Origin of the sequence: Pseudomonas sp. NPDC007930 (assembly GCF_042958985.1) — a bacterium.
GTDB lineage: Bacteria > Pseudomonadota > Gammaproteobacteria > Pseudomonadales > Pseudomonadaceae > Aquipseudomonas.
In genome coordinates this window covers 1-22870 of sequence record NZ_JBIBKC010000019.1, presented here as the reverse complement: position 1 = coordinate 22870, position 22870 = coordinate 1, and the positions used below count along the sequence as shown (strand labels likewise).

At 67.5% G+C, this 22870-nt stretch carries 22 protein-coding genes; 10 read left to right on the top strand and 12 right to left on the bottom strand.

What is annotated here, in order from left to right; genetic code table 11:
* Positions 1-117: 117 nt before the first annotated feature.
* Positions 118-990: a nitrilase-related carbon-nitrogen hydrolase gene (locus ACFZCE_RS24100; RefSeq protein WP_390943058.1), complete on the bottom strand. Its 873-nt coding sequence runs from the start codon at positions 988-990 to the stop codon at positions 118-120.
* Entirely contained in the window at positions 987-1571 is a 585-nt protein-coding gene (locus tag ACFZCE_RS24095) for a GNAT family N-acetyltransferase (protein ID WP_390943057.1), read from the bottom strand. Before ACFZCE_RS24095 ends, ACFZCE_RS24100 begins: the two co-directional genes overlap by 4 nt.
* 107 nt (positions 1572-1678) lie before the next feature.
* Between ACFZCE_RS24095 and ACFZCE_RS24090 the strand changes: the two genes are divergently transcribed.
* The gene (locus tag ACFZCE_RS24090) at positions 1679-2071 is read left to right on the top strand and encodes a ketosteroid isomerase-related protein (RefSeq protein ID WP_390943056.1); all 393 of its coding nucleotides are present in this window, start codon (positions 1679-1681) and stop codon (positions 2069-2071) included.
* 6 nt (positions 2072-2077) lie between these two features.
* Here ACFZCE_RS24090 and ACFZCE_RS24085 read toward each other — a convergent pair whose 3' ends face one another.
* Together ACFZCE_RS24085 and ACFZCE_RS24080 are read right to left on the bottom strand one after the other, a co-directional pair.
* Positions 2078-2701: a trypsin-like peptidase domain-containing protein gene (locus ACFZCE_RS24085; protein WP_390943055.1), complete on the bottom strand. Its 624-nt coding sequence runs from the start codon at positions 2699-2701 to the stop codon at positions 2078-2080.
* Between the two features lie 267 nt (positions 2702-2968).
* Positions 2969-3490 carry an ankyrin repeat domain-containing protein gene (locus tag ACFZCE_RS24080; protein ID WP_390943054.1) on the bottom strand — a complete coding sequence of 174 codons (522 nt, stop codon included), beginning with the start codon at positions 3488-3490 and terminating at the stop codon, positions 2969-2971.
* A 326-nt stretch (positions 3491-3816) separates the two neighbouring features.
* On the opposite strand from ACFZCE_RS24080, the gene ACFZCE_RS24075 reads away from it, so the two are divergent.
* Entirely contained in the window at positions 3817-4095 is a 279-nt protein-coding gene (locus ACFZCE_RS24075; protein ID WP_390943053.1) for a DUF3509 domain-containing protein, read from the top strand.
* Positions 4096-4203: 108 nt separating this feature from the next.
* Here ACFZCE_RS24075 and ACFZCE_RS24070 read toward each other — a convergent pair whose 3' ends face one another.
* The 3 genes from ACFZCE_RS24070 to aroC are packed head-to-tail and all read right to left on the bottom strand — an operon-like array spanning position 4204 to position 6936.
* A complete protein-coding gene (locus ACFZCE_RS24070; protein WP_390943052.1) occupies positions 4204-4632 on the bottom strand; it encodes a hypothetical protein in 429 nt (142 codons plus the stop codon).
* Positions 4633-4648: 16 nt separating this feature from the next.
* Positions 4649-5848, bottom strand: a complete 1200-nt coding sequence (locus ACFZCE_RS24065; RefSeq protein ID WP_390943051.1) for an MFS transporter — start codon at positions 5846-5848, stop codon at positions 4649-4651.
* Positions 5845-6936, bottom strand: a complete 1092-nt coding sequence (gene aroC, locus ACFZCE_RS24060; protein WP_390943050.1) for a chorismate synthase — start codon at positions 6934-6936, stop codon at positions 5845-5847. The genes ACFZCE_RS24065 and aroC overlap by 4 nt, the downstream gene beginning before the upstream one ends.
* Positions 6937-7056: 120 nt before the next feature.
* Here aroC and ACFZCE_RS24055 point away from each other — a divergent pair, with 120 nt between their 5' ends.
* Entirely contained in the window at positions 7057-8010 is a 954-nt protein-coding gene (locus ACFZCE_RS24055) for an alpha/beta fold hydrolase (RefSeq protein ID WP_390943049.1), read from the top strand.
* A 53-nt stretch (positions 8011-8063) separates the two neighbouring features.
* Positions 8064-8846, top strand: coding sequence for a hypothetical protein (locus ACFZCE_RS24050; protein WP_390943048.1), 783 nt, complete (start codon positions 8064-8066; stop codon positions 8844-8846).
* 12 nt (positions 8847-8858) lie between these two features.
* On the opposite strand, the gene ACFZCE_RS24045 is transcribed toward ACFZCE_RS24050, so the two are convergent.
* Positions 8859-11249, bottom strand: coding sequence for a diguanylate cyclase (locus ACFZCE_RS24045; protein WP_390943047.1), 2391 nt, complete (start codon positions 11247-11249; stop codon positions 8859-8861).
* Positions 11250-11378: 129 nt separating this feature from the next.
* Positions 11379-13592: a bifunctional 23S rRNA (guanine(2069)-N(7))-methyltransferase RlmK/23S rRNA (guanine(2445)-N(2))-methyltransferase RlmL gene (rlmKL, locus tag ACFZCE_RS24040; protein WP_390943046.1), complete on the bottom strand. Its 2214-nt coding sequence runs from the start codon at positions 13590-13592 to the stop codon at positions 11379-11381.
* A gap of 477 nt (positions 13593-14069) precedes the next feature.
* Here rlmKL and rmf point away from each other — a divergent pair, with 477 nt between their 5' ends.
* Positions 14070-14285 (top strand): ribosome modulation factor, encoded by a 216-nt coding sequence (gene rmf, locus ACFZCE_RS24035; RefSeq protein WP_390943045.1) that lies wholly within the window; start codon positions 14070-14072, stop codon positions 14283-14285.
* A gap of 143 nt (positions 14286-14428) precedes the next feature.
* On the opposite strand, the gene ACFZCE_RS24030 is transcribed toward rmf, so the two are convergent.
* On the bottom strand, positions 14429-15448 hold the full coding sequence (locus ACFZCE_RS24030) for a quinone-dependent dihydroorotate dehydrogenase (RefSeq protein ID WP_390943044.1): 1020 nt from the start codon (positions 15446-15448) through the stop codon (positions 14429-14431).
* Positions 15449-15799: 351 nt separating this feature from the next.
* On the opposite strand from ACFZCE_RS24030, the gene ACFZCE_RS24025 reads away from it, so the two are divergent.
* A complete protein-coding gene (locus ACFZCE_RS24025; protein WP_390943043.1) occupies positions 15800-17011 on the top strand; it encodes an MFS transporter in 1212 nt (403 codons plus the stop codon).
* A complete protein-coding gene (locus tag ACFZCE_RS24020; RefSeq protein ID WP_390943042.1) occupies positions 17011-18681 on the top strand; it encodes a protein phosphatase 2C domain-containing protein in 1671 nt (556 codons plus the stop codon). Before ACFZCE_RS24025 ends, ACFZCE_RS24020 begins: the two co-directional genes overlap by 1 nt.
* Positions 18682-18715: 34 nt before the next feature.
* Here the strand turns inward: ACFZCE_RS24020 and ACFZCE_RS24015 are convergent, their stop codons facing one another.
* Complete coding sequence (locus ACFZCE_RS24015) at positions 18716-19399, bottom strand: FCD domain-containing protein (RefSeq protein ID WP_390943041.1); 684 nt, start codon at positions 19397-19399, stop codon at positions 18716-18718.
* A 128-nt stretch (positions 19400-19527) separates the two neighbouring features.
* Here ACFZCE_RS24015 and ACFZCE_RS24010 point away from each other — a divergent pair, with 128 nt between their 5' ends.
* A complete protein-coding gene (locus tag ACFZCE_RS24010) occupies positions 19528-19908 on the top strand; it encodes a DnaJ domain-containing protein (RefSeq protein WP_390943040.1) in 381 nt (126 codons plus the stop codon).
* A 13-nt stretch (positions 19909-19921) separates the two neighbouring features.
* Here the strand turns inward: ACFZCE_RS24010 and ACFZCE_RS24005 are convergent, their stop codons facing one another.
* Positions 19922-20221, bottom strand: a complete 300-nt coding sequence (locus ACFZCE_RS24005) for a helix-turn-helix domain-containing protein (protein WP_390943039.1) — start codon at positions 20219-20221, stop codon at positions 19922-19924.
* 83 nt (positions 20222-20304) lie between these two features.
* Between ACFZCE_RS24005 and ACFZCE_RS24000 the strand changes: the two genes are divergently transcribed.
* Entirely contained in the window at positions 20305-21396 is a 1092-nt protein-coding gene (locus tag ACFZCE_RS24000; RefSeq protein WP_390943038.1) for an NADH:flavin oxidoreductase/NADH oxidase, read from the top strand.
* Between the two features lie 93 nt (positions 21397-21489).
* Complete coding sequence (locus tag ACFZCE_RS23995) at positions 21490-22743, top strand: mechanosensitive ion channel domain-containing protein (RefSeq protein WP_390943037.1); 1254 nt, start codon at positions 21490-21492, stop codon at positions 22741-22743.
* Positions 22744-22870: the final 127 nt, after the last annotated feature.

Sequence of the window (22870 nt, the reverse complement as noted above, 5' to 3'; positions counted from 1 at the left end):
TTCTGTGCTACCCAGTAAATCAAGCACTTACACATCATCTGGTGGGAGGCCGGCTGTGCCGGGCGATGGGCCAGTCAGGTCATGCGCTAAGTAAAACCATTTGAAGAAATCAGGGCCCTACACCACGCCCCACTGCTCGGGCCAATCGCGCCGGGTGAACACCTGCCCCTGCTCGCGCACCCGCTTGAGCGCGGCCAGGTCGAGTTCGGCCAGCAACCATTGGCTGGCCGCCGGGCACAGCTCGGCGGATTGCGCCACCACCCCGTCGGCCGGCAGGCCGTAGTCTGGCGGCACGAACAGCCCGGCGCGGCCGGTGTTTTCATCCAGCGCCGGCGACCACGGCGCCAGCCCCACCGTCGGCGCCTGCAGCACCGCGATCTGGTTTTCCAGGGCGCGCGCCTGGGCGCCGATGCGCACCCGGTGGTAACCGGCTTCGGTGTCGGTGCAACTGGGCGCGAGGATCAGGTCTACGCCCTGCTCGGCCAGGGTGCGCGCCAGCAGCGGGAATTCGTTGTCGTAGCAAATCAGAATGCCCAGCCGGCCCAGCGCCGTGTCAAAGCTGCGCAGGCCCTGGCGGCCACCGTGCACGCCCCAGGTTTCGCGCTCGAAGCGGGTCATGATGAGTTTGTCCTGGTAGCCCAGTTCACCCTCCGGGCCAAACAGCCAAGCGCGGTTGCGGTACTGGCCGTCGGCATCGAGCACCGGCAGGCTGCCCGGCTGCAGGTACACCCCCAACTCCCGCGCCAGCCCCTCGCACAGCGCCCGCCAGGCCGGAATCAGCGCCTGGATGCCGGCCATGCTGGCGTGCAGGTCGGCGCACTCGGCCGCCGGCAACTGGGCGCTGAGCACCAGCCCGGCGTATTCGGGCAGCAGCAACAGTTGCGCGCCCTGCCCCGCGGCGGCCGTGCACAGCTCGCGCAGGTGCGCGGCATAGGCCGGCCAGGTGGGCAGGTGTTCGATCGCGTATTGGCAGGCGGCCAGGCGGATCACAGCGGCTTGAGCCAGAACGCCATGGGCTTGGCCGAGGGGGCGCTCTCGTCGAGGTCTTGCCAGTTGAATTCGGTACGCAGCTCTGGGTGCCGATCAAAACCCTGGGCGCGCCACAACCCGTGCAGCGGGTAGTACCCCGGCGGCTGGCGAGGGTGGTCGTCGGGGCGCTGGATGGCGCAGAACGCACACCAGTCAAAGCGCCCCAACTGCCGCGCATGGGCCACGCGCTCGGCAAAGAAGCGCTTGCCATAGCCCAGCCCGCGGAAGGCCGGCATCGCCAGCGACTCGCCAAAATAGAACACCTTGCCCACGTCCCAGCCGGCGGCGATGAACGGCGCCTGTACCTCGGCGGTTTCATCGGCCAACGGCAGGCCGGTGGCGGCGCCGACGATCATCTCGCCGCTGCGCAGGATCACGCACAGGCTATCGGCGGATTGGGTATAGGTGGCCAGGTAGCGCTGTTCGTAGTCCAGCGTGCCGTCGTAGAGGTAGGGGAATTCGCGGAACACGCTGATGCGCAGGCGCGCAAGGCCGGCAATGTGCGGCTCGATGGCCGCGCCGTGGTAGAGCTCGATCTGCATAAGGGGCGTTCTGGCAAATGGGCGGCGCGGCCAGGTATGCCGCAACGGGATAATCACACTAGCATAGTTGGTTGTATCCGTTTGTTCCCTCTACGACAGGAGCCCCCATGAGCACGACCGAGGTCATCGCCGCCTACTACAAGGCCTTCAACGAGGGCGACATGGACGCCTTTCTCGCCCTGCTCAGCGACGATGTGGTGCACGACATCAACCAAGGCCAACGCCAGCAAGGCAAGGCCGCCTTCACCACCTTCATGCAGCACATGAACCGCTGCTACCGCGAGCGCCTGACCGACATCGTGATCATGGCCAACGGCGAGCGCGCCGCCGCCGAGTTCGTGGTGCATGGGCAGTACCTGAACAGCGACGAAGGCCTGCCCCCCGCCAGCGGGCAAACCTACGTGCTGCCGGCCGGGGCGTTTTTTCTGGTCAAGGCCGGCAAGGTGGCGCGGATCACCAACTACTACAACCTCGGTGACTGGGTCGAGCAGGTGCAGTAGGCAGCCCTAGCGCTGGGCCACCTGCGAGGCCTGGAAGCGCCGCCATTCCTTGGCGATTTCGTTGTAGGGCATGAAGATGCTCACCCGCGGCTGGTGGGCGAGGTCCTGGCGCTTGAGTTGCGCCAGGTCGCTTTCGGTCAGGTAGGCCACATTGATGCCGACCACGTCGCCATCGTCGCCGAACACCGGCCCACCGCTCATGCCCTTGGCGGTAGGGCCGTCATGGGTGGCATAGAACACCCCATCCTGGGCATCGAGCCGCACCAGCGCCGCCAGCGCATGGCCCTGGCCCTTCACCGGCACGTACAGGCTGCTGAAGCCCACCGCGGTGAGGGTTTCACCGGTGCTGTACTGGCGCCACACCGGCAACGGCATACTGGCCTTGTGCTTGAAGAACTGCACATCGCCCCGCCCCTGGTACACCGCGCCGTCCAGATACGGCACGTGCTTGACGGTCACGGCGTAGTCTTCGTTCCACTGCACGGCGCTGCCCATCAACAGCAGGGGCAAAGGGCCGCCGGAATGGACGACGAAGGCTTCGTCGTAGGCTGGGTTGTCCTTGATAAACGCGGTTGGCACTCCATTGCACCCGCTCAGCAGCACACAGGCCGCCAGAAGATACTTGAGCATGTCGCACACATCGGCTGGGGTGGGGATGGCGCGAATATGTCAGCGAGACGCTACAGAATCAATGTGCCAGCACGGCCATTTATCGGCGGCAAACCACGGGGAAAACACGGCGATCAAGCGGTTTTTTGGCGCTATCGTTTTCAGGCAGTGTGAAACCGATTACACCCTTGGCGTAGCGCGCCAAGGTAACAGCGCCAAAAGTTCGGCGAAGGCACTCCCACCATAGCGGTGGGTTGGCCGCTGCGCTACGGGCCGACAAACGGCACCCTAGTGAGCCAGCAATTCGAGCAACTGCGCCTCGGCCTGTTGGGCCCCCATCGCCCGTGCCGCGCCCAGCGCGTCGATGCCTTGGGCATCCCGCGCGCGCAGGTCGGCGCCCTGCTCGAGCAGGTAGCTGACGATGTCAACCCGGTTGAACATCGCTGCCATCATCAGCGCGGTACGGCCGTCGGCGCCGGCGCCATCGACGGGCGCGCCACCTTCGACCAGCGCCTTGATCACCGCCAGGTCGCCCTTGAACGCGGCGCCGGCGATCGGCAATTGGCCGCGGTCGTTGGCCAGGGCTGGGTCTGCACCGTGAGCCAGCAGCACTTCGGTCGCGGCGGCATGGCCGTGGTAGCTGGCGAGCATCAGAAGGGTGTCGCCCTTGTGGTCGCGCAGGTTGGCCGGCAGGCCTTTTTCCAGCAGCCGTTGCAGCATGGCGGCGTCGCCCTTGCGGGCGACGTCCAGCACCTGCTGGGCGAACTCGGCGGTTTCGGCGGCGGTCATCGGGGTGGGTTGGTCGGCCATCGGGTATGTCCTTATCAGGCGCTAAAGGCGGGGGTTCCAGAGGTTACCAAGGGTTGACCACTGGTCAAATGAACGGTGCCTATCGCTGGCCGCGAAGGAATTTATCGCCGGGCAGTGGTCAGAGGTTAAGAGGGTTTCCCTGAACGCGCGTTCAATTCCGGCAATTTGCACACCCTGCCACCGTGCATCTTGCAATTTGCACGAAGCCCTTAACCGAGACAAAACGCTAACCATCTGATTTATAACGGTTTTACAAAAACCAAAAAGATGGCACGGTCGCTGCAACCTCACTTGTGTATCTGCCAAGCACATGTTGAGGAGCCGACATGAATTTCCTGCAAGAAAAATTCGCCAGCCTCTTTTCCGAATACGAAGTCAACGCCCTGCCCCGCCCTGACGGCGCTGTGCTGCTGACCCTGAAAGACGCTACCGGGAAAGTCACCCGCCGCTCGATCTCTTATGCGCAGCTCAATACCCCAGAGCAGTTGTCGTGGGTGATCAGCGCCATCCGCCGCGACCTTGCCGGCGAGGCCAGCCAACTGCCTGACATCCACCTGCTGCAAAGCCAGAACCGTTTCGCGCTGCCCACCTACCACTCGGCGTAAGCCCTGGCGCAGCGCTGTATAGCCTCTCGCGTGACCTTTGCACTTCCCCGTGCCTGCCCTGGCCAGCCCACAGGTTAACCCCTGCTGGGCTGTTTCCAGTTGTGCGCGCTAGAGCGGCGCGCCCGCCCACAGCACCACCCACTCCCGCGGTTCATCGGCCTCCAGCCAGTGCACGGTGCCCGGCGCCAGGCTGACCTTATCGCCCCGCCCACAGGCCAGTGCGTAGTGGTAGCCATCGTGGCGCACCCACACCACCCCCTCGCCGGCGGCCACGTAAAGCTGCTGCTGCACGGCAAACTGCTGCGCCTCGGCCCAGGCCGCCAGCTGCTCGGCAGCCAGCACCCGCGCGCCACTTGGCAAGTGCCCGGCACAGGCGGCCAGCACCTCGTCGGCGCTGGCGCCACGGGCCAGGCGTTGGCCCGGTGACTGCTCCAGGCGCACGCTGCCCGGCAGGGTGGCGAGGATGTCTTCAAGGTGGCCAAGCACCTTGTTCGGCAGTTCGGGGGAGTTCTCGGGGTAAACGCTGAGCACGCTCATCGGGGCCTCGGGCAGGTCAGTCAACGGTGGCCGGCGGCGGCGCCGGCGGTGTGTGCATCTGGGTAGCGATGATAACCGCCGCGGCGCCGGCCGCCACGCTGGCGAGGGCGAAGGTGGCCAGCGCGCCCAGGCTGCCCCAGGCGTAACCGGCATACAGCGCGCCCAGCGCCCCACCGGCACCGCTCAGGGCCGCGTACAATGCCTGGCCTTGGCCTTGGCGGGCGGCGCCGAAGCGTTGCTGGACGAAGTGAATGGCCGCGGCGTGAAAGCTACCAAAGGTCGCCGCGTGCAGCACCTGCGCCAGCAGCAGCACCGGCCAGGCCTGGGCGAAGCCGCCCAGCAGGGCCCAGCGCAGCGCCGCCAGGGCGAAGCTGGCGGCCAGCACCTGTTGCACCGGCCAGCGGCCGAGGATGCGCCGCATGGCCATGAACATCAGCACCTCGGCCACCACCCCCAGTGCCCACAACAGGCCAATGCCGGCGCGGCTGTAGCCCAGGTGCTCGAGGTGAATGGTGAAGAAGGTGTAGTAAGGCCCGTGGCTCAGTTGCATCAACGCCACGCAGCCATAAAAGGCCAGCACCGGCCGCTGCCGCAGCCGCGGCCAGAAGCCCTCGGCGCTGGCGCTGGCTTTCGCGGGTGAGCACGGCGGCACCGGCACCCACAGGCTGGCCAGGAGAATACCGGCCATGATCACCAGCACCGTGTAGGGGTAGGCGCTCAGCCCCGCCGCCTCGAAGGCCCGGCCCATCAGCACCACCGCGGCGATGAACCCCACCGAGCCCCACAGCCGCACCTGCCCGTAGCGCTCCGGCGCCTCTCGCAGGTGGGCCAGGGTGATGGCCTCGAACTGCGGCAACACCGCGTGCCAGAAGAACGCGTGCAAGGCCATCACCAGCGCCAGCCAGGCATAGCTGTGGCTGGCGAACACCAGCGAGAACGCGCACAGGGTAGAGGCCGCGCCCAGGCGCACGATGGCCAGGCGGCGGCCGCTGCGGTCGGCCAGCCAGCCCCACAGGTGCGGCGCCACGCAGCGCATCAGCATGGGAATGGCCACCAGTTCGCCGATGCGCGCGCTGGCGAAACCCAAGTAGGCGAACCAGGCGGCCAGGTACGGCGCGGTGGCGCCGAGCAGGCCGAAATAGAAGAAGTAAAAGCCCGAAAGCCGCCAGTAAGGCACCGCCACACCGGCCGGGCCGGTGGGCGGCACGCTGCTCAACGCTGGCCCAGTACGGGGGTAGCCACCTGCACGCCAGCGTTCTGGCCGCGGTGGCGCAGCAGGTGGTCGAGCAACACGATGGCCATCATCGCTTCGGCGATGGGCGTGGCGCGGATGCCCACGCAAGGGTCATGGCGGCCCTTGGTGATCACTTCCACCGGGTTGCCGTGCAGGTCGATGCTCGGCCCCGGCACGGTGATGCTCGAGGTGGGCTTGAGCGCCAGGTGGGCGACGATCGGCTGGCCGGAGGAAATACCGCCGAGGATGCCACCGGCATTGTTGCTGGTGAAGCCTTCGGGGGTAAGGGCGTCGCGGTGCTCGCTGCCGCGCTGGGCGATGCTGGCGAAGCCGGCGCCGATTTCAACGCCCTTGACCGCGTTGATGCTCATCAGCGCGTGGGCGAGGTCGGCGTCCAGGCGGTCGAAGATCGGCTCGCCAAGGCCCGGCATCACCCCTTCGGCGACCACGGTGATCTTCGCCCCGACCGAATCCTGGTCGCGGCGCAGTTGGTCCATGTAGGCCTCAAGCTCTGGCACTTTGCTTGGGTCTGGGCTGAAGAAGGCGTTTTGCTCGACCGATTCCCAGGTTTTGAAGGGGATTTCGATCGGCCCGAGCTGGCTCATGTAGCCGCGCACCTGGATGCCCAGGCTGGCCAGGTATTTTTTCGCGATGGCGCCGGCGGCCACGCGCATGGCGGTTTCCCGCGCGGAGCTGCGGCCGCCGCCGCGGTAGTCGCGCACACCGTACTTGTGGTGGTAGGTGTAGTCGGCGTGGGCCGGGCGGAACAGGTCTTTGATCGCCGAGTAGTCCTTGGACTTCTGGTCGGTGTTGCGAATCAACAGGCCGATCGAGGTGCCGGTGGTGCGGCCTTCGAACACGCCAGAGAGGATTTCGACTTCGTCGGCCTCCTGGCGCTGGGTGGTGTGCCGGCTGGTGCCGGGCTTGCGCCGGTCGAGGTCGTGCTGCAGGTCGAGGGCCGACAGCTCAAGGCCCGGCGGGCAGCCGTCCACGATGGCGACCAGGGCCGGGCCATGGCTTTCGCCGGCGGTGGTAACGGTGAACAGCTTGCCAAAAGTATTGCCGGACATGAGCGCTCCGCGAAATCAGTCTGCCTGGGTAAAACGGCCGGTTAGTATACAGATTGTTGCCCGGTGGCGAACCTTCCCCGCACCGGCCCGGTCCAACCGCTACCTCGCTGATGTGGCCCAATGATGTTACGCCTCTTCGTTTACCTGCTGTTGTGCCTGGCCGCCTCCGCCCAGGCAGCCCCCACCCCCGTGCTGCAACACCCGATCGACCTCGCCGTGCCCGGCGGCGCGCTGCACGGCACGCTATTGCTGCCGCAAACCGGCCAGCCGGTACCGGTGGTGCTGATGCTGGCCGGCTCCGGCGCCACCGACCGCGACGGCAACAACCCCGACGGCGGCCGCACCGACAGCCTCAAGCGCCTGGCCTGGGCCCTGGCCCGCCAGGGCATCGCCAGCGTGCGTTACGACAAACGCGGGGTCGCCAGCGGCCAGCCGTTGGCGCCGGACGAACGCGCCCTCAGCGTAGAGGGCTATGTGGCCGATGCCGTGGCCTGGGCCCGGCAACTGCGGCAAGACCCGCGCTTTGGCCCGCTGATCCTGCTTGGCCATAGCGAAGGCGCATTGATCGCCAGCCTCGCCGCCCCCGAGGCCCAGGCCCGCGCGGTGATCACCCTGGCCGGCAGCGGCCGGCCGATCGACCAGGTGCTGGCCGAGCAACTGCGCCAGCGCCTGCCGCCACCGCTGCTGGCGCGCAGCCTGGAGATCATCGCCGCGCTCAAGGCCGGCATCCCCGCGCCCGAGGTGCCCGAGCCGCTGCAGGTGGTGTTCCGCCCCAGCGTGCAGCCGTACTTGATGTCACTGTTTCGCCAGGACCCGGCCCGCGCCTTCGCCGCCCTCAAGGTGCCAGCGTTGGTGGTGCAAGGTGAGCACGACATCCAGGTAAGCCTTGAAGACGCCCGCGCCCTGGCCGCGGCCAAGCCGGATGCCCAGGTGCTGATGGTGCCGGGCATGAACCACGTGCTGCGCATCGTGCCGATGGAGGTAAAAGCCCAGTTGGCCTCTTACAACGCGCCCGGCCTGCCACTGGCGGCCGCGCTGGCGCCGGCGCTGGTGGCGTTCATCCAGGGGTTGTGACTTCAGCTTTTGTAACGGTGGCCGATACATCCTCCAGTGATGAGGACGCCCCGATGACCGATACCCCTGTTGAACAAGCCCCCGCCGCCGAGGAGGCCCCCGCCCGCGACCTGCCCTGGGGTGACGTGGTGCCGGAACACTTCCAGTTGCTGCGCCTGCTGCCGCTGCCCACCGACCGCGCCAGCGGCCCACGGCCGCTGCGCTTTGTGCAGTTCGGCCGGGTTGAACGGCACAACCCGCTGCTAAGCCTGCTGCGGCTGGAAATCCAACTGGTCGGCCAGCGCGTGCGCAAGGAACAGAACCGCCTCGACGTGTGGGTCGACCACGTGCAGCAGGTGGTTTTCAGCGAGCCGGCCACCCTCAGCATGGAACCGATCAACCGCGGCCTGGGGCGCTTTTTGCTGGCTCAGGCCGCGGCCTGGCTGAACGCGCGCTGGCCGGCGTACCGCATCGAGGGCGCCGAACTGCCGAACCGCGATGCCATCGTCGAAGACACCCGCCTGCGCCGCGACCACGTGCTGCGCATGCACGGCTTCGATGTGATGTACGAAGACCCGCAGCACCTCAAGGGCCGCTACGGCGAGTTGCGGGTGAGCATGCTGTTGCCGCAGTGGAACCCGGAGAAGGTGCAGGCGGTAGACCTGCTCGACGCGGCGAACATGCTGCAAGTCGCTGACCACCAATTGCAGGACGCCGAGATCAAGCTGCGCAAGCGTGACGAGCAGATCGCCAAATTCCGCCGCGAAGACGGCAGCCTGCGCTTTACCATCGTCTGCCTGGTGGCGTTTTCGGTGTTTCAGGCGGGGGTGTTGATCTGGATGGCAACCCATCGCTGAGTGCAGGGCCCTTTAGTCCAACTCCTCCTGCACCCGATCGCGCCCGCCTTGCTTGGCCGCGTACACCCCGGAATCCGCTCGCAGCAGCAACGCGTCGGCGCCCTCCCCCGGGCGCCAGGCGGCCACGCCAAAGCTGGCGGTGACAATCCCGAGGCCATCGACCGGCTGCTCATGCAGCGCCTGGCGCAGCTCTTCGGCCAGGCGCGTGGCCTGGCGGGCGTCGCTGCCGGGGCACAGCACCATGAACTCCTCCCCACCCAGCCGGCAGAACACATCGGTGCGGCGCAGGCGCTGGCCGATGCGCCGGCACAGCACCTGCAGCACTTTATCGCCCATGGCGTGGCCGAGCTGGTCGTTGATCCGCTTGAAGTGGTCGATGTCGAGCATGATCACCGCCAGCGCCAGGCCATCGCGGGCCGCGCGGTCTAGCTCGGACTTGAGCCGCTCCTGGAAGTAACGGCGGTTGTAGATGCCGGTCAGCGCATCGGTGATCGACAGCGCGCGCAACTCCTCCTCGACGCGCTTCATGTCGGTGATGTCACTGAGGTAGCCATGCCAGACCGTGGCGCCATCCTCCACCGCCTCGGGCGTGGCCTCGCCGCGCACCCAGCGCAGGCCCTGGCTGGGCAGGCACACCCGGTATTCCATGCGCCAGCGCTGCAGTTGCTCGGCCGAGGCCTGGATCGAACCCCGCACGGCGTCGAAGTCGTCGGGGTGAATGCGCGCATAGGTGGGCGCGGCATCGCCCTGCAGTTGCTCCAGCGGCACTTCGTAGATGTCGAGCATGCCGCGGCTCACATAGGTGAACGCGGTGCGCCCGTCACGGCTGAGGCGGAACTGGAAAATCCCCCCCGGCACCTCGGCGCTGAGTTTTTCCAGCAGCCGGTCGCGCGCCGCCAGCGCCTCGTGCACGCGGCGGCTTTCGGTCACGTCGATGCACACCGCCAGGTGCCCGACCGCCTGGCCGGCCTCGTCGCGCACGGCGGTGACCAGCATATTCACCGTCAGCCGGCTGCCGTTGCGCCGCACCAGGCTCCACTGCTGGGCCTGGGGCGGCTCACCGCGCAGGCTCTCGACCAGCATCGCCCGGCCAGGGGCGATCACCTCGCCATGCTGGGCCCACTGCCGCACGCGCTCGCGCAGCTCATGGTGCACGTGCAGGTCGGCCAGGTTCAGGCGGTTGATCGCCTGCTCGCTACGGTAACCGAGCATGCGTTCGGCGCCGGCGTTGAAGGTGGTGATCACCCCGTTCAGGTCGGTGGCGATGATCGCCACCTCGGTGGCGGCATCCAGCACGCTGCGCAATTGCCCATGGGTGTTGCGCAGGCGCTGCTCGCTGGTGCTCAGTTCCAGGGTGCGCCGCGCCACCAGGTGCAGGGCGCGCTGGCGCTGGCTGACCAGGCTGTAGAGCAACCCGGCCAGCAACAGGCTGAGCAGGCCGCCCAGCGCGCCGACCAGGGTGTACACCGAAGAACGGTTGGCCCGCAGGAACGCCGGGCTGGGCAGCAGCGCCAGCTCATACACCCGGTCGGCCAGGCGCAGGGTGTGTTGCTCGGCCAGCGCGCCGGGGGCTTCCCAACTGCCATGCAACGGCAGCGGCGCGGCCGGGTCGGTGATGTCGCGCAGGGCCATGCGCAGGTTGTCTTCGTCGGCCGGCGGAAAGCCGTCGACCATCATCTGGCGGATGCTGATCGCACAGGTGACGAACCCCAGCGGCACCTGCCCAGGGTTGCCCGTGAGGGCGCCATGGCCATACAGCGGCGCGTACAGCACCACGCCGCGGCGGTAGGTGGTGTCGATGCCGATCAGGTCGAGCGGCGCGGTGGCGGCCACCTCGGCGCTGGCCACCGCCTTGCGCATGGCCGCGCCGCGGGTGCCGTCGGCGTAATGGTCGAAGCCCAGCGGCAGTTGCAGGTGCCCCAGGCTGCGGATGAACAACACCGGGTAATACTCTGGCCGCGGCGCGGCGCTGGCCAGGGTGCCATTGGCCAGATCGCGAATGGTATAGCCCGGCACGCCGTCGGCCTGGGCCTCGCGCTCGAACGCCTCGCGCTCGCTGCCCAGCACGTGGGGCAGCCAGCCAAAGGATTGCGAGCGCACCAGCAGGGGCCCGGCATAACCATTGAATTCGGCGCGGCTGATGTTTTGCGAATAGGTGAAGTAACGGCGCAGGCCGTCCAGGCGCTGGGCCTGGTCGGCGAAGCGCTCGGCCAAGCGGCTGAAACGCTCGCCGGCGAGCAGTTCGAAGCGCTGGGCCATCTGCTCGCGGGCTAGGCGCTCCAGGCCCAGGGCCAGGGCGATGGTCAGCAGGGCGCCGCAGGCCAGGCCCACGCAAGCGACCAGCCAGGCGGAAGCCCCCTCACTGATCAGGCCGAGAATTTTTGGCCGCGCCACGGTCTCCATATGCGTTTCCCGCCCAACGCCAGCGCACAATGGATCAGCCTGGCCACAGCACGGTTATAGCCATTCGCCATTAGCTTGAAAAGCCCGGCGTGCCTGGCCTCGGACAAAAGGCCAGTACGCCGGCGGGTTTTAGCGGGCCTTGATGCACCAGGCGCGGTGGATCTTCTCGTTGCGGGCGAAGTCCGGCGCGCGGGTAGCGGCGCTGATCTCCTCCACCTGGTAGCGCTGCTGCAACGGCTCATCCAGGGCGAAGCGCCTGAAATTGTTGGAGAAATACAAGGTGCCGCCCGGCGCCAGGCGCGCCATCGCCAGGTCGATCAGTTGCACGTGGTCGCGCTGCACGTCGAACACCCCTTCCATGCGCTTGGAATTCGAGAAGGTCGGCGGGTCGATGAAGATCACATCGAATTCGTCACGGCAGGCTTCAAGCCAGGCCATCACGTCGCCCTGCTCGAGGCGGTGCTTGTCGGAATAACCATTGAGCGACAGGTTGCGCCGCGCCCAATCCAGGTAGGTGCGCGACAGGTCAACGCTGGTGCTGCTGCGCGCGCCGCCCTTGGCCGCGTGCACGGTGGCGGTGCCGGTGTAGCAGAACAGGTTGAGGAAGCGCTTGCCGGCGGCTTCCTTCTGCAGGCGCAGGCGCATCGGCCGGTGGTCGAGGAACAGCCCGGTGTCGAGGTAATCGGTGAGGTTCACCAGCAACCGCACACCGCCTTCGCTCACCTCCATGAAGCGCCCCTCGGCGCCCTGGCGCTCGTACTGGCGGCTGCCAGCCTGGCGCTCACGGCGCTTGACCACCACCTGGCGCGGGTCAACGCCGAGGGCCTGGGGGATCGCCGCCAGGGCATCGAGCAGGCGCGCCTGGGCCTTTTGCGGGTCGATGCTGCGCGGCGGGGCGTACTCCTGCACGTGCACCCAGTCGCGGTAGAGGTCGACCGCCACCGCGTACTCGGGCATGTCGGCGTCGTACACCCGGTAGCATTCCACGTTCTCGCGGCGGGCCCACTTGCTCAGTTGCCGGTGGTTTTTTTGCAGGCGGTTGCAGAACATCTGCCCGCCTTCGCTCAGGCGCGCTTCCAGCGCCGGCGCGGCGGCCGGGGCCGGGGTGCCCGCTTCAACGGCGGCCGGGGCGGCGCCCGCGGCCGGGCGCTCAGTGCGCGGGCCGGTGACGAACTGCGCCGGCACCACGTCGATCAATAGCAGCTTGCAGGCCAGCGCGCCGTTCCAGAAGGCGTACTGCTTGTGGCTGCGGATACCCATGCGCTTGCCCAGTTCCGGCGCGCCGGTGAACACCGCGGCCTGCCAGTTCAGGCAGGCCTGGCGCAGGCGCTCGCCGAGGTTCTGGTAGAGGTACAGCAGGCTGGCTTCATCACCCAGGCGTTCGCCATAGGGCGGGTTGCAGACCACCAGGCCGGTCTGGTTCTGGTCCGGGCGCGGCTCGAAGGTGGCCACTTCGCCCTGGTACAGCTTCACCCAGCTGCTGACGCCGGCGCGCTCGATGTTGTTGCGCGCGGGCTGGATCAGCCGCGGGTCGGCTTCGTAGCCGCGAATCCACAGCGGCGGCCGCGCCAGGCCGGCCTCGGCGCGGGCCTGGGCGGCGTCGTGGAGCTTGCGCCACAGCGCCGGCACATGGCCCAGCCAGGCGCTGAAGCCCCAGTGCTCGCGCTTGAGGTTGGGGGCGATGTCGGCGGCCATCAGCGCGGCCTCGACCAAAAAGGTCCCGGCACCGCACATCGGGTCGGCCAGCGCACCGCCCTGGGCGGCGATCGCCGGCCAGCCGGCGCGGATCAAAATAGCCGCGGCGAGGTTTTCTTTCAGCGGCGCGGCGCCCTGCTGCAGGCGGTAGCCGCGCTGGTGCAGGCTGTGCCCGGAAAGGTCGATCGAGAGAATCGCCTGGCCGCGGTCCAGGCGCAGGTGCACGCGTAGGTCTGGCGAGAGCTTGTCGATGCTCGGGCGTTCGCCCTGGGCGTTGCGCAGGCGGTCGACGATGGCGTCCTTGACCTTCAGCGCGCCGAAGTGGGTGTTATCGATGCCCGAACCATGGCCGCTGAACTCCACCGCCAGGGTGCCGTTGGCCGCCAGGTGGTCGGCCCAGTCGACCGCGTGCACGCCCTGGTACAGCTCGTCGGCGTTGTTCATCGCAAAGCGCGATACCACCAGCAACACCCGGTTGGCCAGGCGCGACCACAGGCACAGGTTGTAGGCGGTTTCCAGCGTGCCTTCACCGCGGATCGCCGAGGTGTGCTGGCGCACTTCGGCCAGGCCCAGCGTGGCGGCTTCTTCGGCCAGCAGGCCTTCCAGCCCCTTGGGGCAGGTCAGGAACAGTTCGTGTACTTCAGACATCCAAAACACCTCTAGCGGGCCGCACGCCACACGCCGGCCCTGGTTACTGGCGCTGTTCCCGCAGCGCCACGGTGGCACATCAAGTGCCGTGCCGCCTCCGTAACGAAAGCAGCTGAAGGGCGCCGGGCTTGAGCCGGTGATGACCCTTCGTCGAGTTTTTTACAGCGATATAACAGCCCACTGTGCAATAGCGAATGGCTTGCATTGGCATCGCAGCACCCAGCGCCAATGCTTTTCAGCGTTTGCAAGGGCGGAAATACACTTTTACTTATGGCCCTTTATGCTAAACATGACGGGGTTATGACAAATCGATCATTCCCTGCGCCGCGAGCTTTGTTTGACACTCCAAACCAAGCGCACCGCTAGCCAGTGCGCAAAAAGGCCCGATCAACGGGTCAGTATCACCTGCAGCAATCATGCTGCGCGGCCTCCCGGAGGCCGACCGGACATACCAGTCAACAACGAGGGCTACACCCTATGAGAAGACTCAAGCGTGATCCGATGGAACGAGCATTCAGCAAAGGCTACCAACATGGTGTCAGCGGAAAATCTCGCGAACTTTGTCCATTCAACCTTCCGGCCGTTCGCCAGGCGTGGATCAACGGCTGGCGCGAGGGGCGCGGCGACCAATGGGACGGCATGACCGGCACCGCGGGGATTCATCGGCTGAATGAGCTTCACGCCGTCGGCTAACGGCGCTTTTTAGTTCATCTTTACTATTCACCTTTTGCCCTACCCCGCCATGTCCGGGCGGCGGGGTAGGTTTGAAACCCCTTCCCTTCTCGCAACTTCCCACGCCAACCCTCGCCGTTACCCACGCTTCGCCGCGCGGTGTATCACCTCATTGCCGCGATCGCATCCACCGACTCACGAATCAGTGCCGGCCCCCGGTAGATGAAACCGGAGTAGATCTGCACTAGGCTCGCGCCCGCGGCGATTTTCTCGGCGGCATGGGCGCCTTCGGTGATGCCGCCGGCGGCGATGATCGGCATCTGGCCAGCCAATGCCTGGGCGAGCACGCGCACGGTGTGGGTGCTTTTTTCCCGTACCGGGGCGCCCGACAGGCCGCCAGCCTCGTCGGCATGGGCCAGGCCTTCGACGCCTTCGCGGCTGAGCGTGGTGTTGGTGGCGATCACCGCGTCCATGCCGCTTTGCAGCAGGGCTTCGGCAACCTCGGCGGTTTCTTCGTCGGTCATGTCCGGGGCGATCTTGATCGCCAGCGGCACGCGGCGGCGATACTCACTGGCCAGCGCTTCGCGGCGTTCGGCCAGGGCACCGAGCAATTGCTTCAGCGACTCGCCGAACTGCAGGCTGCGCAGGCCCGGCGTGTTGGGCGAGCTGACGTTCACGGTGATGTAGCTGGCCAGTTCATAGACCTTGTTCAGGCCGATCAGGTAGTCGTCGACCGCGCGCTCGACCGGGGTGTCGAAGTTCTTGCCGATGTTGATGCCCAGCACACCCCGGTAACGCGCGGCGCGCACCCGCTCGAGCAAGTGGTCGACGCCCAGGTTGTTGAAGCCCATGCGGTTGATGATCGCGTTCGCCTCGGGCAAACGGAACAACCGTGGCTTGGGGTTGCCCGGTTGCGGGCGTGGGGTGACGGTACCGATTTCGACGAAACCAAAGCCCAGTTGCGCCAGGCCGTCGATGGCCGCGCCGTTTTTGTCCAGCCCCGCGGCCAGGCCGACGGGGTTGGCGAACGCCAGGCCCATCACCGTGACCGGCGCGCGCGCCGGGGCCTTCGCCAGCAGGCCGTTGAGGCCCAGGCGGCCGCCGGCGCCGAGCAGGTCGAGCGACAGGTCGTGGGAGGTTTCCGGAGAAAGCTTGAACAGCAGCTGGCGGGCCAGGTTGTACATGGGCGGGGCAACGCTCTTTAGGTGTGCGGGCGGGCCGCAGAGTATACCCGCAACCGGCGCCGGCGGCACCTGTGCGCTGCCCTGGCGCGCGCCGGCCGCGGCGAGCACCAGCACGGCGCAGCGGCGCCCGCCGGGGCGCCACCGCGAGGGTTGTAAGCCCCGCCCCAGAGCCACCCGGCACCATTGGCCCGGCTTTTGCAAAACACTCAGCAACACATTCGGGAGGTGGCCAATGGCGGCCTGCTCCCCCGACGAAGGCGTCGCTCCCCCCTTGCTCCGGCACGGGCGGGAGAGGCGCCTTTTTTGTTTTCTGGCCACGCCGGCGTGGCCCTCACGTGCTGAGGTGCTGAGATGCAAACGAGTTTCTGGAAAGCCGGGCACGCCCCGACCCTGTTCTGCGCCTTTCTCTATTTCGACCTGTCGTTCATGGTCTGGTACCTTCTCGGCCCGCTGGCGGTGCAGATTGCCACCGACCTGCAACTGACCACCCAACAGCGCTCGTTGCTGGTGGCCACGCCACTGCTGGCCGGGGCGGTGCTGCGGGTGATCCTCGGCTGGCTGGCCGATCGTTATTCGCCCAAGCGCGCCGGGCTGATTGGCCAGGCGATCGTGATCCTCTCGCTGCTGGCCGGCTGGCAGCTGGGTATTCACAGCCTGGAACAAGCACTGCTGCTGGGGGTGGCGTTGGGGGTGGCCGGGGCGTCGTTCGCGGTGTCGCTGCCGCTGGCCTCGCAATGGTACCCGGCCGAGCATCAAGGCAAGGCCATGGGCATCGCTGGCGCCGGTAACAGCGGCACGGTGTTCGCCGCGCTGTTCGCCCCGGCGCTGGCGGCCGCGTTTGGCTGGAACAACGTGTTCGGCTGGGCGCTGATCCCGCTGGTGATCACCTTCGTGGTGTTCGCCCTGCTGGCGCGCAATGCCCCCACCCGGCCACAGCCGAAAACCCTGGCCGACTACGCCAAGGCGCTGGGCAACAAAGACAGCTGGTGGTTCATGTTCTTCTACAGCATCACCTTCGGCGGCTTCATGGGCCTGGCCAGTGCGCTGCCCGGTTACTTCCATGACCAGTACGGCCTGAGCCCGGTCACCGCCGGCTACTACACCGCCGCCTGCGTGTTCGGCGGCAGCCTGATGCGGCCGATCGGCGGCGCCCTGGCCGACCGCTTCGGCGGCATCCGCGCGCTGCTGGCGATGTACACGGTGGCGGCGCTGTGCATCGCCGCGGTGGGCTTCAACCTGCCCAGTTCGCTGGCGGCGCTGGCGTTGTTCGTGGTCGCCATGCTGGGCCTTGGCGCTGGCAACGGCGCGGTGTTCCAACTGGTACCGCAGCGCTTTCGCCAGGAGATCGGCGTGATGACCGGGTTGATCGGCATGGCCGGCGGTGTGGGTGGCTTCCTGTTGGTGTCGGGGCTGGGCGCGATCAAGCAGCAAACCGGTGATTACCACTTGGCGCTGTGGGCCTTCGCCTGCCTGGCGGTGCTCGCCTGGTTCGGCTTGCACGGGGTGAAACGCCGCTGGCGCACCACCTGGGGCGCGGCGGCCGTGACCGCGGCGCGGGTGTAATGGGCCTGAGCCTGGCGTTCGGCCAGGCCAGCGCCACCGGCCCGCGCGCGGAAAACCAGGACGCGCTGCGTGGGGTGACCCCGGCCGCACCCCTGGCGGCGAGCAAGGGCTACCTGTTCGCCCTGGCCGATGGTGTGAGCCAGTGCGCCGATGGCGGCCTGGCCGCGCGCGCCTCGTTGCAGGCGCTCGCGCTGGACTACTACAGCACCCCGGAAACCTGGCCGGTGGCGCAGGCGCTGGAGCGCCTGCTGATCGCCCAGAACCACTGGCTGCGCGCCCAGGGCGGTGGCCAGCCGCTGCTGACCACCCTCAGCGCGCTGGTGCTGCGCGGCCAACGCTTCACCCTTGGGCATGTGGGTGACTGCCGGGTGTACCGCTGGCGCCAGCGGCACCTGCAGCGGCTGACCGAAGACCACGTTTGGGACCAACCCGGCATGCAGCACGTGCTCAAGCGTGCGCTGGGCCTGGACCAACACCTGGTGGTGGATTTTTCCGAAGGCGAACTGCACCCCGGCGATGGCTTCGTGCTGCTCAGCGATGGCGTGTGGGCCAGCCTGCGCGAAGAGGAAATCGCCAACGCCCTGCGTGACTACCCCGAGCCGCAGGCCGCCGCCGAGGCGTTGGTCAGCCATGCCCACCTGGCTGGCAGCCAGGACAACGCCAGCGCCTTGGTGCTGCAGGTGAGCGCGGTGGGCGAGGCGTCGCTGCGCGAAGCCCTCGAGCAGGGCCAGCACACCCCGGTGCCGCCGCCGCTCAAGGCCGGGCAGGCGCTGGAAGGCTTCAACGTGCAGGCCCGGCTGGGCGAAAGCCAGCAAGCACTGCTGTACCGCGCCCAGGATGCCCAAGGCCAGGCCTGGCTGCTGAAAACCCTACCGCCCCGGCTGCGCGATGACGCCGCGGCGCAGCATGCGCTGCTGCTGGAGGCGTGGTTCCTGCGCCGGGTGGCCGGGCGTTACTTCCCTGAACTGCACCCGGTGGGGGCCAAACAGTTTTTGTTCTACGCCATGCGCGAGTACCCCGGTAGCAGCCTGGCCGCGCGCCTGGCCAGTGACGGGCCGCTGTCGCTGCCGGCCTGGCTGGGGCTGGCCAGCACGCTGCTCAAGGCGCTCGGCCAGTTGCACCGGCGCAACATCGTGCACCGCGACATCAAGCCGGAAAACCTCTGGTGGCTGGGCGGCGATGACTACCGCGTGCTGGATTTCGGCCTGGCCTACTGCCCCGGGCTGAGTACCGCGCCGGCCGGCGAGGTGGCGGGCACCCCTGGCTACATCGCCCCGCAGGCCTACACCGGGGAGGTGCCCACCGCCCAGCATGACCTCTACGCCGCCGGCGTGACCCTCTACCGCGCGCTCACCGGGCACTGGCCCCATGGCGAGATCGAAGCCTTCCAGCGCCCGCGCTTCGGCGCGCCGGCCGCGCCCGGGCGCTACCGCCCAGACCTCCCGGCCTGGCTCGAGGCCTGGTTGCTCAAGGCCGTCGAGCCCAACGCCACGCTACGCTTCGAAACCGCCGAGCAGGCGCTGATCGAACTCGAACAGGGCGAACGCCAGCCACCCGCGGCCCGCGCCCGGCCATTGCTGGAGCGTGAGCCGATGCGGGTATGGCGGGCGCTGGCGCTGGTGTCGTTGCTGGTGAACCTGGTGGTGTGGGTGTGTTGGCTGAAGGGGTGAGGCTGTGGGGTGTGCCCTGGCGCCCTCCCGGCGGTCAGCTATCCAGCCAACGCCCCTCGGCCAACTGAATATGCCGGCGCATCGCCGTTTGCGCGGCGATCGGGTCGCGCTGTTCCAGCGCTTGCAAAATCAACTCGTGCTCTTGCACCGCCTCGGCCCAGGTGCCGCGGTTTTCCGAATGCTCGCTGATGTGCGCCAGCAACGGGCTGTAGCGTTCATCGAAGAGCGTGCCGACGATCCGCGCCAGGGTCGAATTGCCACTCATGCGCGCCAGCCGGTAATGGAACTTGCGGTCGTCGTCCAGCGCCGGGATGCCCTGCTCCACACCGGCGCGCATGGCGTCGATGCAGTTGCGCAGGTATTTGAGGTCGGCCTTGGTGGCATGCAGGCAGGCCAGCACGATGCACTCGCCTTCGATCACCGCCCGCGCCTTCATCAGTTCCGAGGGGCTTTCGCCGAGGTTGGCCGGGCGCGCCACCAGCAACCGCTCGCACACATAGATGCCCGAGCCCATGCGCACTTCTACGCTGCCTTCGATTTCCAGGGCGATCAGCGCCTCGCGCAGCGACGGCCGCGACACCCCCAACTGCTGCGCCAGGTCCCGCTCCGGCGGCAACCGCGCGCCCGGCTCGATGGCGTGCTGGCGAATGTAATGGCGCAGGCGGTCGGCAGTCACCTGGTACAGGCGGCGCTCGGGGGCAGGTGCGGGTGCGGGCATCGGGCGGGTTCCTTGTGAGGGGCCCAGCATAGCCTGCCGGCGGCCTCTAAAGAAACGTGTAACAAGGCCGATACCCTGCTTGCCCGCCCTGCGCCCAAGGGCGGCCCGCCGCCCAGAGACCGGTTTCGATGCACGACGTTCGCACCCACTACGACAACCTGAAAATCGCCCGCAACGCCCCGCCGGAGGTGATCCGCGCGGCCTACAAGGCGCTGGTGCAGAAGTACCACCCCGACAAGCACGGCAACAGTGAGCGCGCGGCGAAGATCCTGCTGATGATCAACGAAGCCTATGCGGTGCTCAGCGACCCGGAAAAAAAGGCCCGCCACGATGCCTGGATCCGCGCCCAGGCGCCACGCCCGCGGCCCCTGCCCTTACCCGCCGCCGCGCCGCCAGCGCCGGTGCGCCGCGGTGGCTGGATGTGGGTAGCGGCGCTGGTGCTGCTGGCGTTCGGGCTGGGGATGGTGATGGCCCTGCAATTGCCCGGGGTGGCGCCGCATCTGCGTTGAACGCGCCAGGGCGCTAGGCCTGCGCCAGAATCGACTGCAATAGCCCCGGAAAGCGCGCGTCGAGGTCTTCCGCCCGCAGTGAGTTCATGTGCGTGGTGCCCACGCTGCGGGTGTGCACCAGCCCGGCCTCGCGCAATACGCGAAAATGATGGGACACGCTGGATTTCGGCCGGCCGCCGTCCAGCTCGCCGCAGGAGGCCTCCGGCACCGCCGCCAGGCAGCGGACGATCTGCAGCCGCACCGGGTCGCTGAGGGCATACAGCAGGCGCTCGAGGGAAAAATCCGCGGGCTGGGGATGTTTGAAGGTACGCATGGTCACAGGATACCGAGGGCTTTTCATTATCGCCATAGTTCGAATACTATCGAACAAACGAACCAACCCTTTGGAGCTCCCCCATGGCCGCACTGTTCGAACCCTTCACCCTCAAAGGCGTGACCCTGCGCAACCGCATCGCCATCCCGCCGATGTGCCAGTACAGCGCTGACGACGGCATGGTGAACGCCTGGCACCACGTGCACCTGGCGAGCATGGCCCGCGGTGGCGCCGGGCTGGTGGTGGTCGAGGCCACCGCGGTGGCCCCCGAGGGGCGTATCACCCCCGGCTGCGCGGGCATCTGGAACGATGCCCAGGCGCAGGCCTTCGTGCCCGCCGTGCAGGCCATCAAGGCCGCCGGCGCGGTGCCAGGCATCCAGATCGCCCACGCCGGGCGCAAGGCCAGCGCCAACCGCCCCTGGGAAGGTGACGACCACATCGCCGACGGCGCCCCGGGCGCCTGGCAAACCCTGGCGCCCTCGCCCATCGCCTTTGGCGCCAACCTGCCGAAAGTGCCACAGGAAATGACCCTGGCCGACATCGCCCGGGTTCGCCAGGACTTCGTCGCCGCCGCGCGCCGTGCCCTGGAGGCCGGCTTCGAATGGCTCGAGCTGCACTTTGCCCACGGCTACTTGGCGCAGAGTTTTTTCTCCGAGCACTCCAACCAGCGCACCGACGCCTACGGTGGCAGCTTCGACAACCGCAGCCGCTTCCTGCTCGAAACCCTCGCCGCGGTGCGTGAGGTGTGGCCAGACCACCTGCCATTGACCGCGCGCTTCGGCGTGATCGAATACGACGGCCGCGACGAGCGCACCCTGGAGGAATCCATCGAGCTGGCGCGGCGCTTCAAGGCCGGTGGCCTCGACCTGCTCAGCGTCAGCGTGGGCTTTACCATCCCCGACACGAACATCCCCTGGGGGCCGGCGTTCATGGGCCCGGTGGCCGAGCGCGTGCGCCGTGAAAGCGGCCTGGCGGTGACCTCGGCGTGGGGCTTCGGCACCCCGCAACTGGCCGAGGAAGCGGTCAAGAACGCCCAGCTCGACCTGGTGTCGATCGGCCGCGCGCACCTGGCCGACCCGCACTGGGCGTACTACGCGGCCAAGGAGCTGGGGGTCGACAAGGCTTCCTGGACGCTGCCCGCGCCCTACGCGCACTGGCTGGAACGCTACCGCTAAGGCTTGGTTAACATCCGGCAACGCCCTGCGATGGCAAGCCCCGGGGCCGGTGCGGTTTAATACCGGCCCTTTTCCCTTACGGCAGGCTTACCCGTGCAGGCACTCTGGCTGCAAATCGAGGATTTCTGGAACCTCCTGGACCGCCACCCCTGGCTGCAATCCACCCTCGGCCTGCTGGTGCTGCTGGTGGTGGCGCTGGCCGCCGGGCGGCTGATGCGCTACGTGCTGCAGCGGGTGGCGCGGCTGCTGTCGCACCAATTGGCATTGCTCTGGGTCGACGACCTGCGCCACGCCAAGGTCTTCCACCGCCTGGCGCAAATGGTCCCGTCACTGGTGGTGCAGTTCGGCCTGGCGCTGGTGCCGGAGCTGAACACCGCGCTGGCGCACTTTCTCGGCAACCTGGCGCTGGCGGTGACCATCCTGTTCCAGGCACTGGCCCTGAGCGCCCTGCTCAACGCCCTGCTGGCCATCTACGCGCGCACCGAACACGCCCGCACCCGCTCGATCAAGGGCTACGTGCAACTCGCGAAGATGGTGCTGTACGTGTTCGCCGCGATCATCATCGTCGCCACCCTGATCGACCGCTCGCCGCTGTTGCTGCTGTCGGGCCTGGGCGCGATGTCGGCGGTGATCCTGCTGGTCTACAAAGACACCCTGCTGTCGTTCGTGGCCGGAGTGCAGCTCACCAGCAACGACATGCTGCGGGTCGGCGACTGGATCGAAATGCCCCAGGTGGGCGCCGATGGCGACGTGGTCGACATCACCCTGCACACGGTCAAGGTGCAGAACTTCGACAAAACCATCGTCTCCATCCCCACCTGGCGGTTGATGAGCGAGAGCTTTCGCAACTGGCGCGGCATGCAGCAATCCGGTGGCCGGCGGATCAAGCGCAGCCTGTACCTCGACGCCACCGGCGTGCGTTTTCTGGCCGCCGACGAACACGCCCGCCTGGGTGAAATCCGCCTGCTCAGCGACTACGTCACGCGCAAGCGGGCCGAGCTCGCCGCCTGGAACCAGGCCCAGGGCGAAGTGGCCGACAACGCCGCCAACCAGCGCCGCATGACCAACCTCGGCACCTTCCGCGCCTACGCCCTGGCCTACCTGAAAAGCCACCCCGACATTCAGCCAAACATGACCTGCATGGTGCGGCAGATGGAAAGCACCGCCCAAGGCGTACCACTGGAAATCTACTGCTTCACCCGCACCACGGTGTGGGCGGAATACGAGCGGATACAAAGCGACATTTTCGATTATCTGCTGGCGGTGTTGCCCGAGTTTGGGCTGGCGGTGTATCAGCAGCCGAGCGGGGCGGATATGCGGGTGGGGTTGGGGGGCAAGCAAATCTAACCCTCGCGATTATCAACGTTTTAAATGGCCCCTCGCCCGGCACAGCCGGAGTGCCGGACCACGGCCTCCCACCAGATTTGTGTTAGTGCTTGATTTACAAGGTAACACAGAGCCCGTGGGAGGCCGG

Bases quoted from the DNA above. Each gene is read 5' to 3' on its own strand.
- ACFZCE_RS24095 (WP_390943057.1), bottom strand. From the start codon at position 1,571: ATGCAGATCGAGCTCTACCACGGCGCGGCCATCGAGCCGCACATTGCC.
- ACFZCE_RS24090 (WP_390943056.1), top strand. From the start codon at position 1,679: ATGAGCACGACCGAGGTCATCGCCGCCTACTACAAGGCCTTCAACGAG.
- ACFZCE_RS24085 (WP_390943055.1), bottom strand. From the start codon at position 2,701: ATGCTCAAGTATCTTCTGGCGGCCTGTGTGCTGCTGAGCGGGTGCAAT.
- ACFZCE_RS24080 (WP_390943054.1), bottom strand. From the start codon at position 3,490: ATGGCCGACCAACCCACCCCGATGACCGCCGCCGAAACCGCCGAGTTC.
- ACFZCE_RS24075 (WP_390943053.1), top strand. From the start codon at position 3,817: ATGAATTTCCTGCAAGAAAAATTCGCCAGCCTCTTTTCCGAATACGAA.
- ACFZCE_RS24070 (WP_390943052.1), bottom strand. From the start codon at position 4,632: ATGAGCGTGCTCAGCGTTTACCCCGAGAACTCCCCCGAACTGCCGAAC.
- aroC (WP_390943050.1), bottom strand. From the start codon at position 6,936: ATGTCCGGCAATACTTTTGGCAAGCTGTTCACCGTTACCACCGCCGGC.
- ACFZCE_RS24055 (WP_390943049.1), top strand. From the start codon at position 7,057: ATGATGTTACGCCTCTTCGTTTACCTGCTGTTGTGCCTGGCCGCCTCC.
- ACFZCE_RS24050 (WP_390943048.1), top strand. From the start codon at position 8,064: ATGACCGATACCCCTGTTGAACAAGCCCCCGCCGCCGAGGAGGCCCCC.
- ACFZCE_RS24045 (WP_390943047.1), bottom strand. From the start codon at position 11,249: ATGGAGACCGTGGCGCGGCCAAAAATTCTCGGCCTGATCAGTGAGGGG.
- rlmKL (WP_390943046.1), bottom strand. From the start codon at position 13,592: ATGTCTGAAGTACACGAACTGTTCCTGACCTGCCCCAAGGGGCTGGAA.
- rmf (WP_390943045.1), top strand. From the start codon at position 14,070: ATGAGAAGACTCAAGCGTGATCCGATGGAACGAGCATTCAGCAAAGGC.
- ACFZCE_RS24030 (WP_390943044.1), bottom strand. From the start codon at position 15,448: ATGTACAACCTGGCCCGCCAGCTGCTGTTCAAGCTTTCTCCGGAAACC.
- ACFZCE_RS24025 (WP_390943043.1), top strand. From the start codon at position 15,800: ATGCAAACGAGTTTCTGGAAAGCCGGGCACGCCCCGACCCTGTTCTGC.
- ACFZCE_RS24020 (WP_390943042.1), top strand. From the start codon at position 17,011: ATGGGCCTGAGCCTGGCGTTCGGCCAGGCCAGCGCCACCGGCCCGCGC.
- ACFZCE_RS24015 (WP_390943041.1), bottom strand. From the start codon at position 19,399: ATGCCCGCACCCGCACCTGCCCCCGAGCGCCGCCTGTACCAGGTGACT.
- ACFZCE_RS24010 (WP_390943040.1), top strand. From the start codon at position 19,528: ATGCACGACGTTCGCACCCACTACGACAACCTGAAAATCGCCCGCAAC.
- ACFZCE_RS24005 (WP_390943039.1), bottom strand. From the start codon at position 20,221: ATGCGTACCTTCAAACATCCCCAGCCCGCGGATTTTTCCCTCGAGCGC.
- ACFZCE_RS24000 (WP_390943038.1), top strand. From the start codon at position 20,305: ATGGCCGCACTGTTCGAACCCTTCACCCTCAAAGGCGTGACCCTGCGC.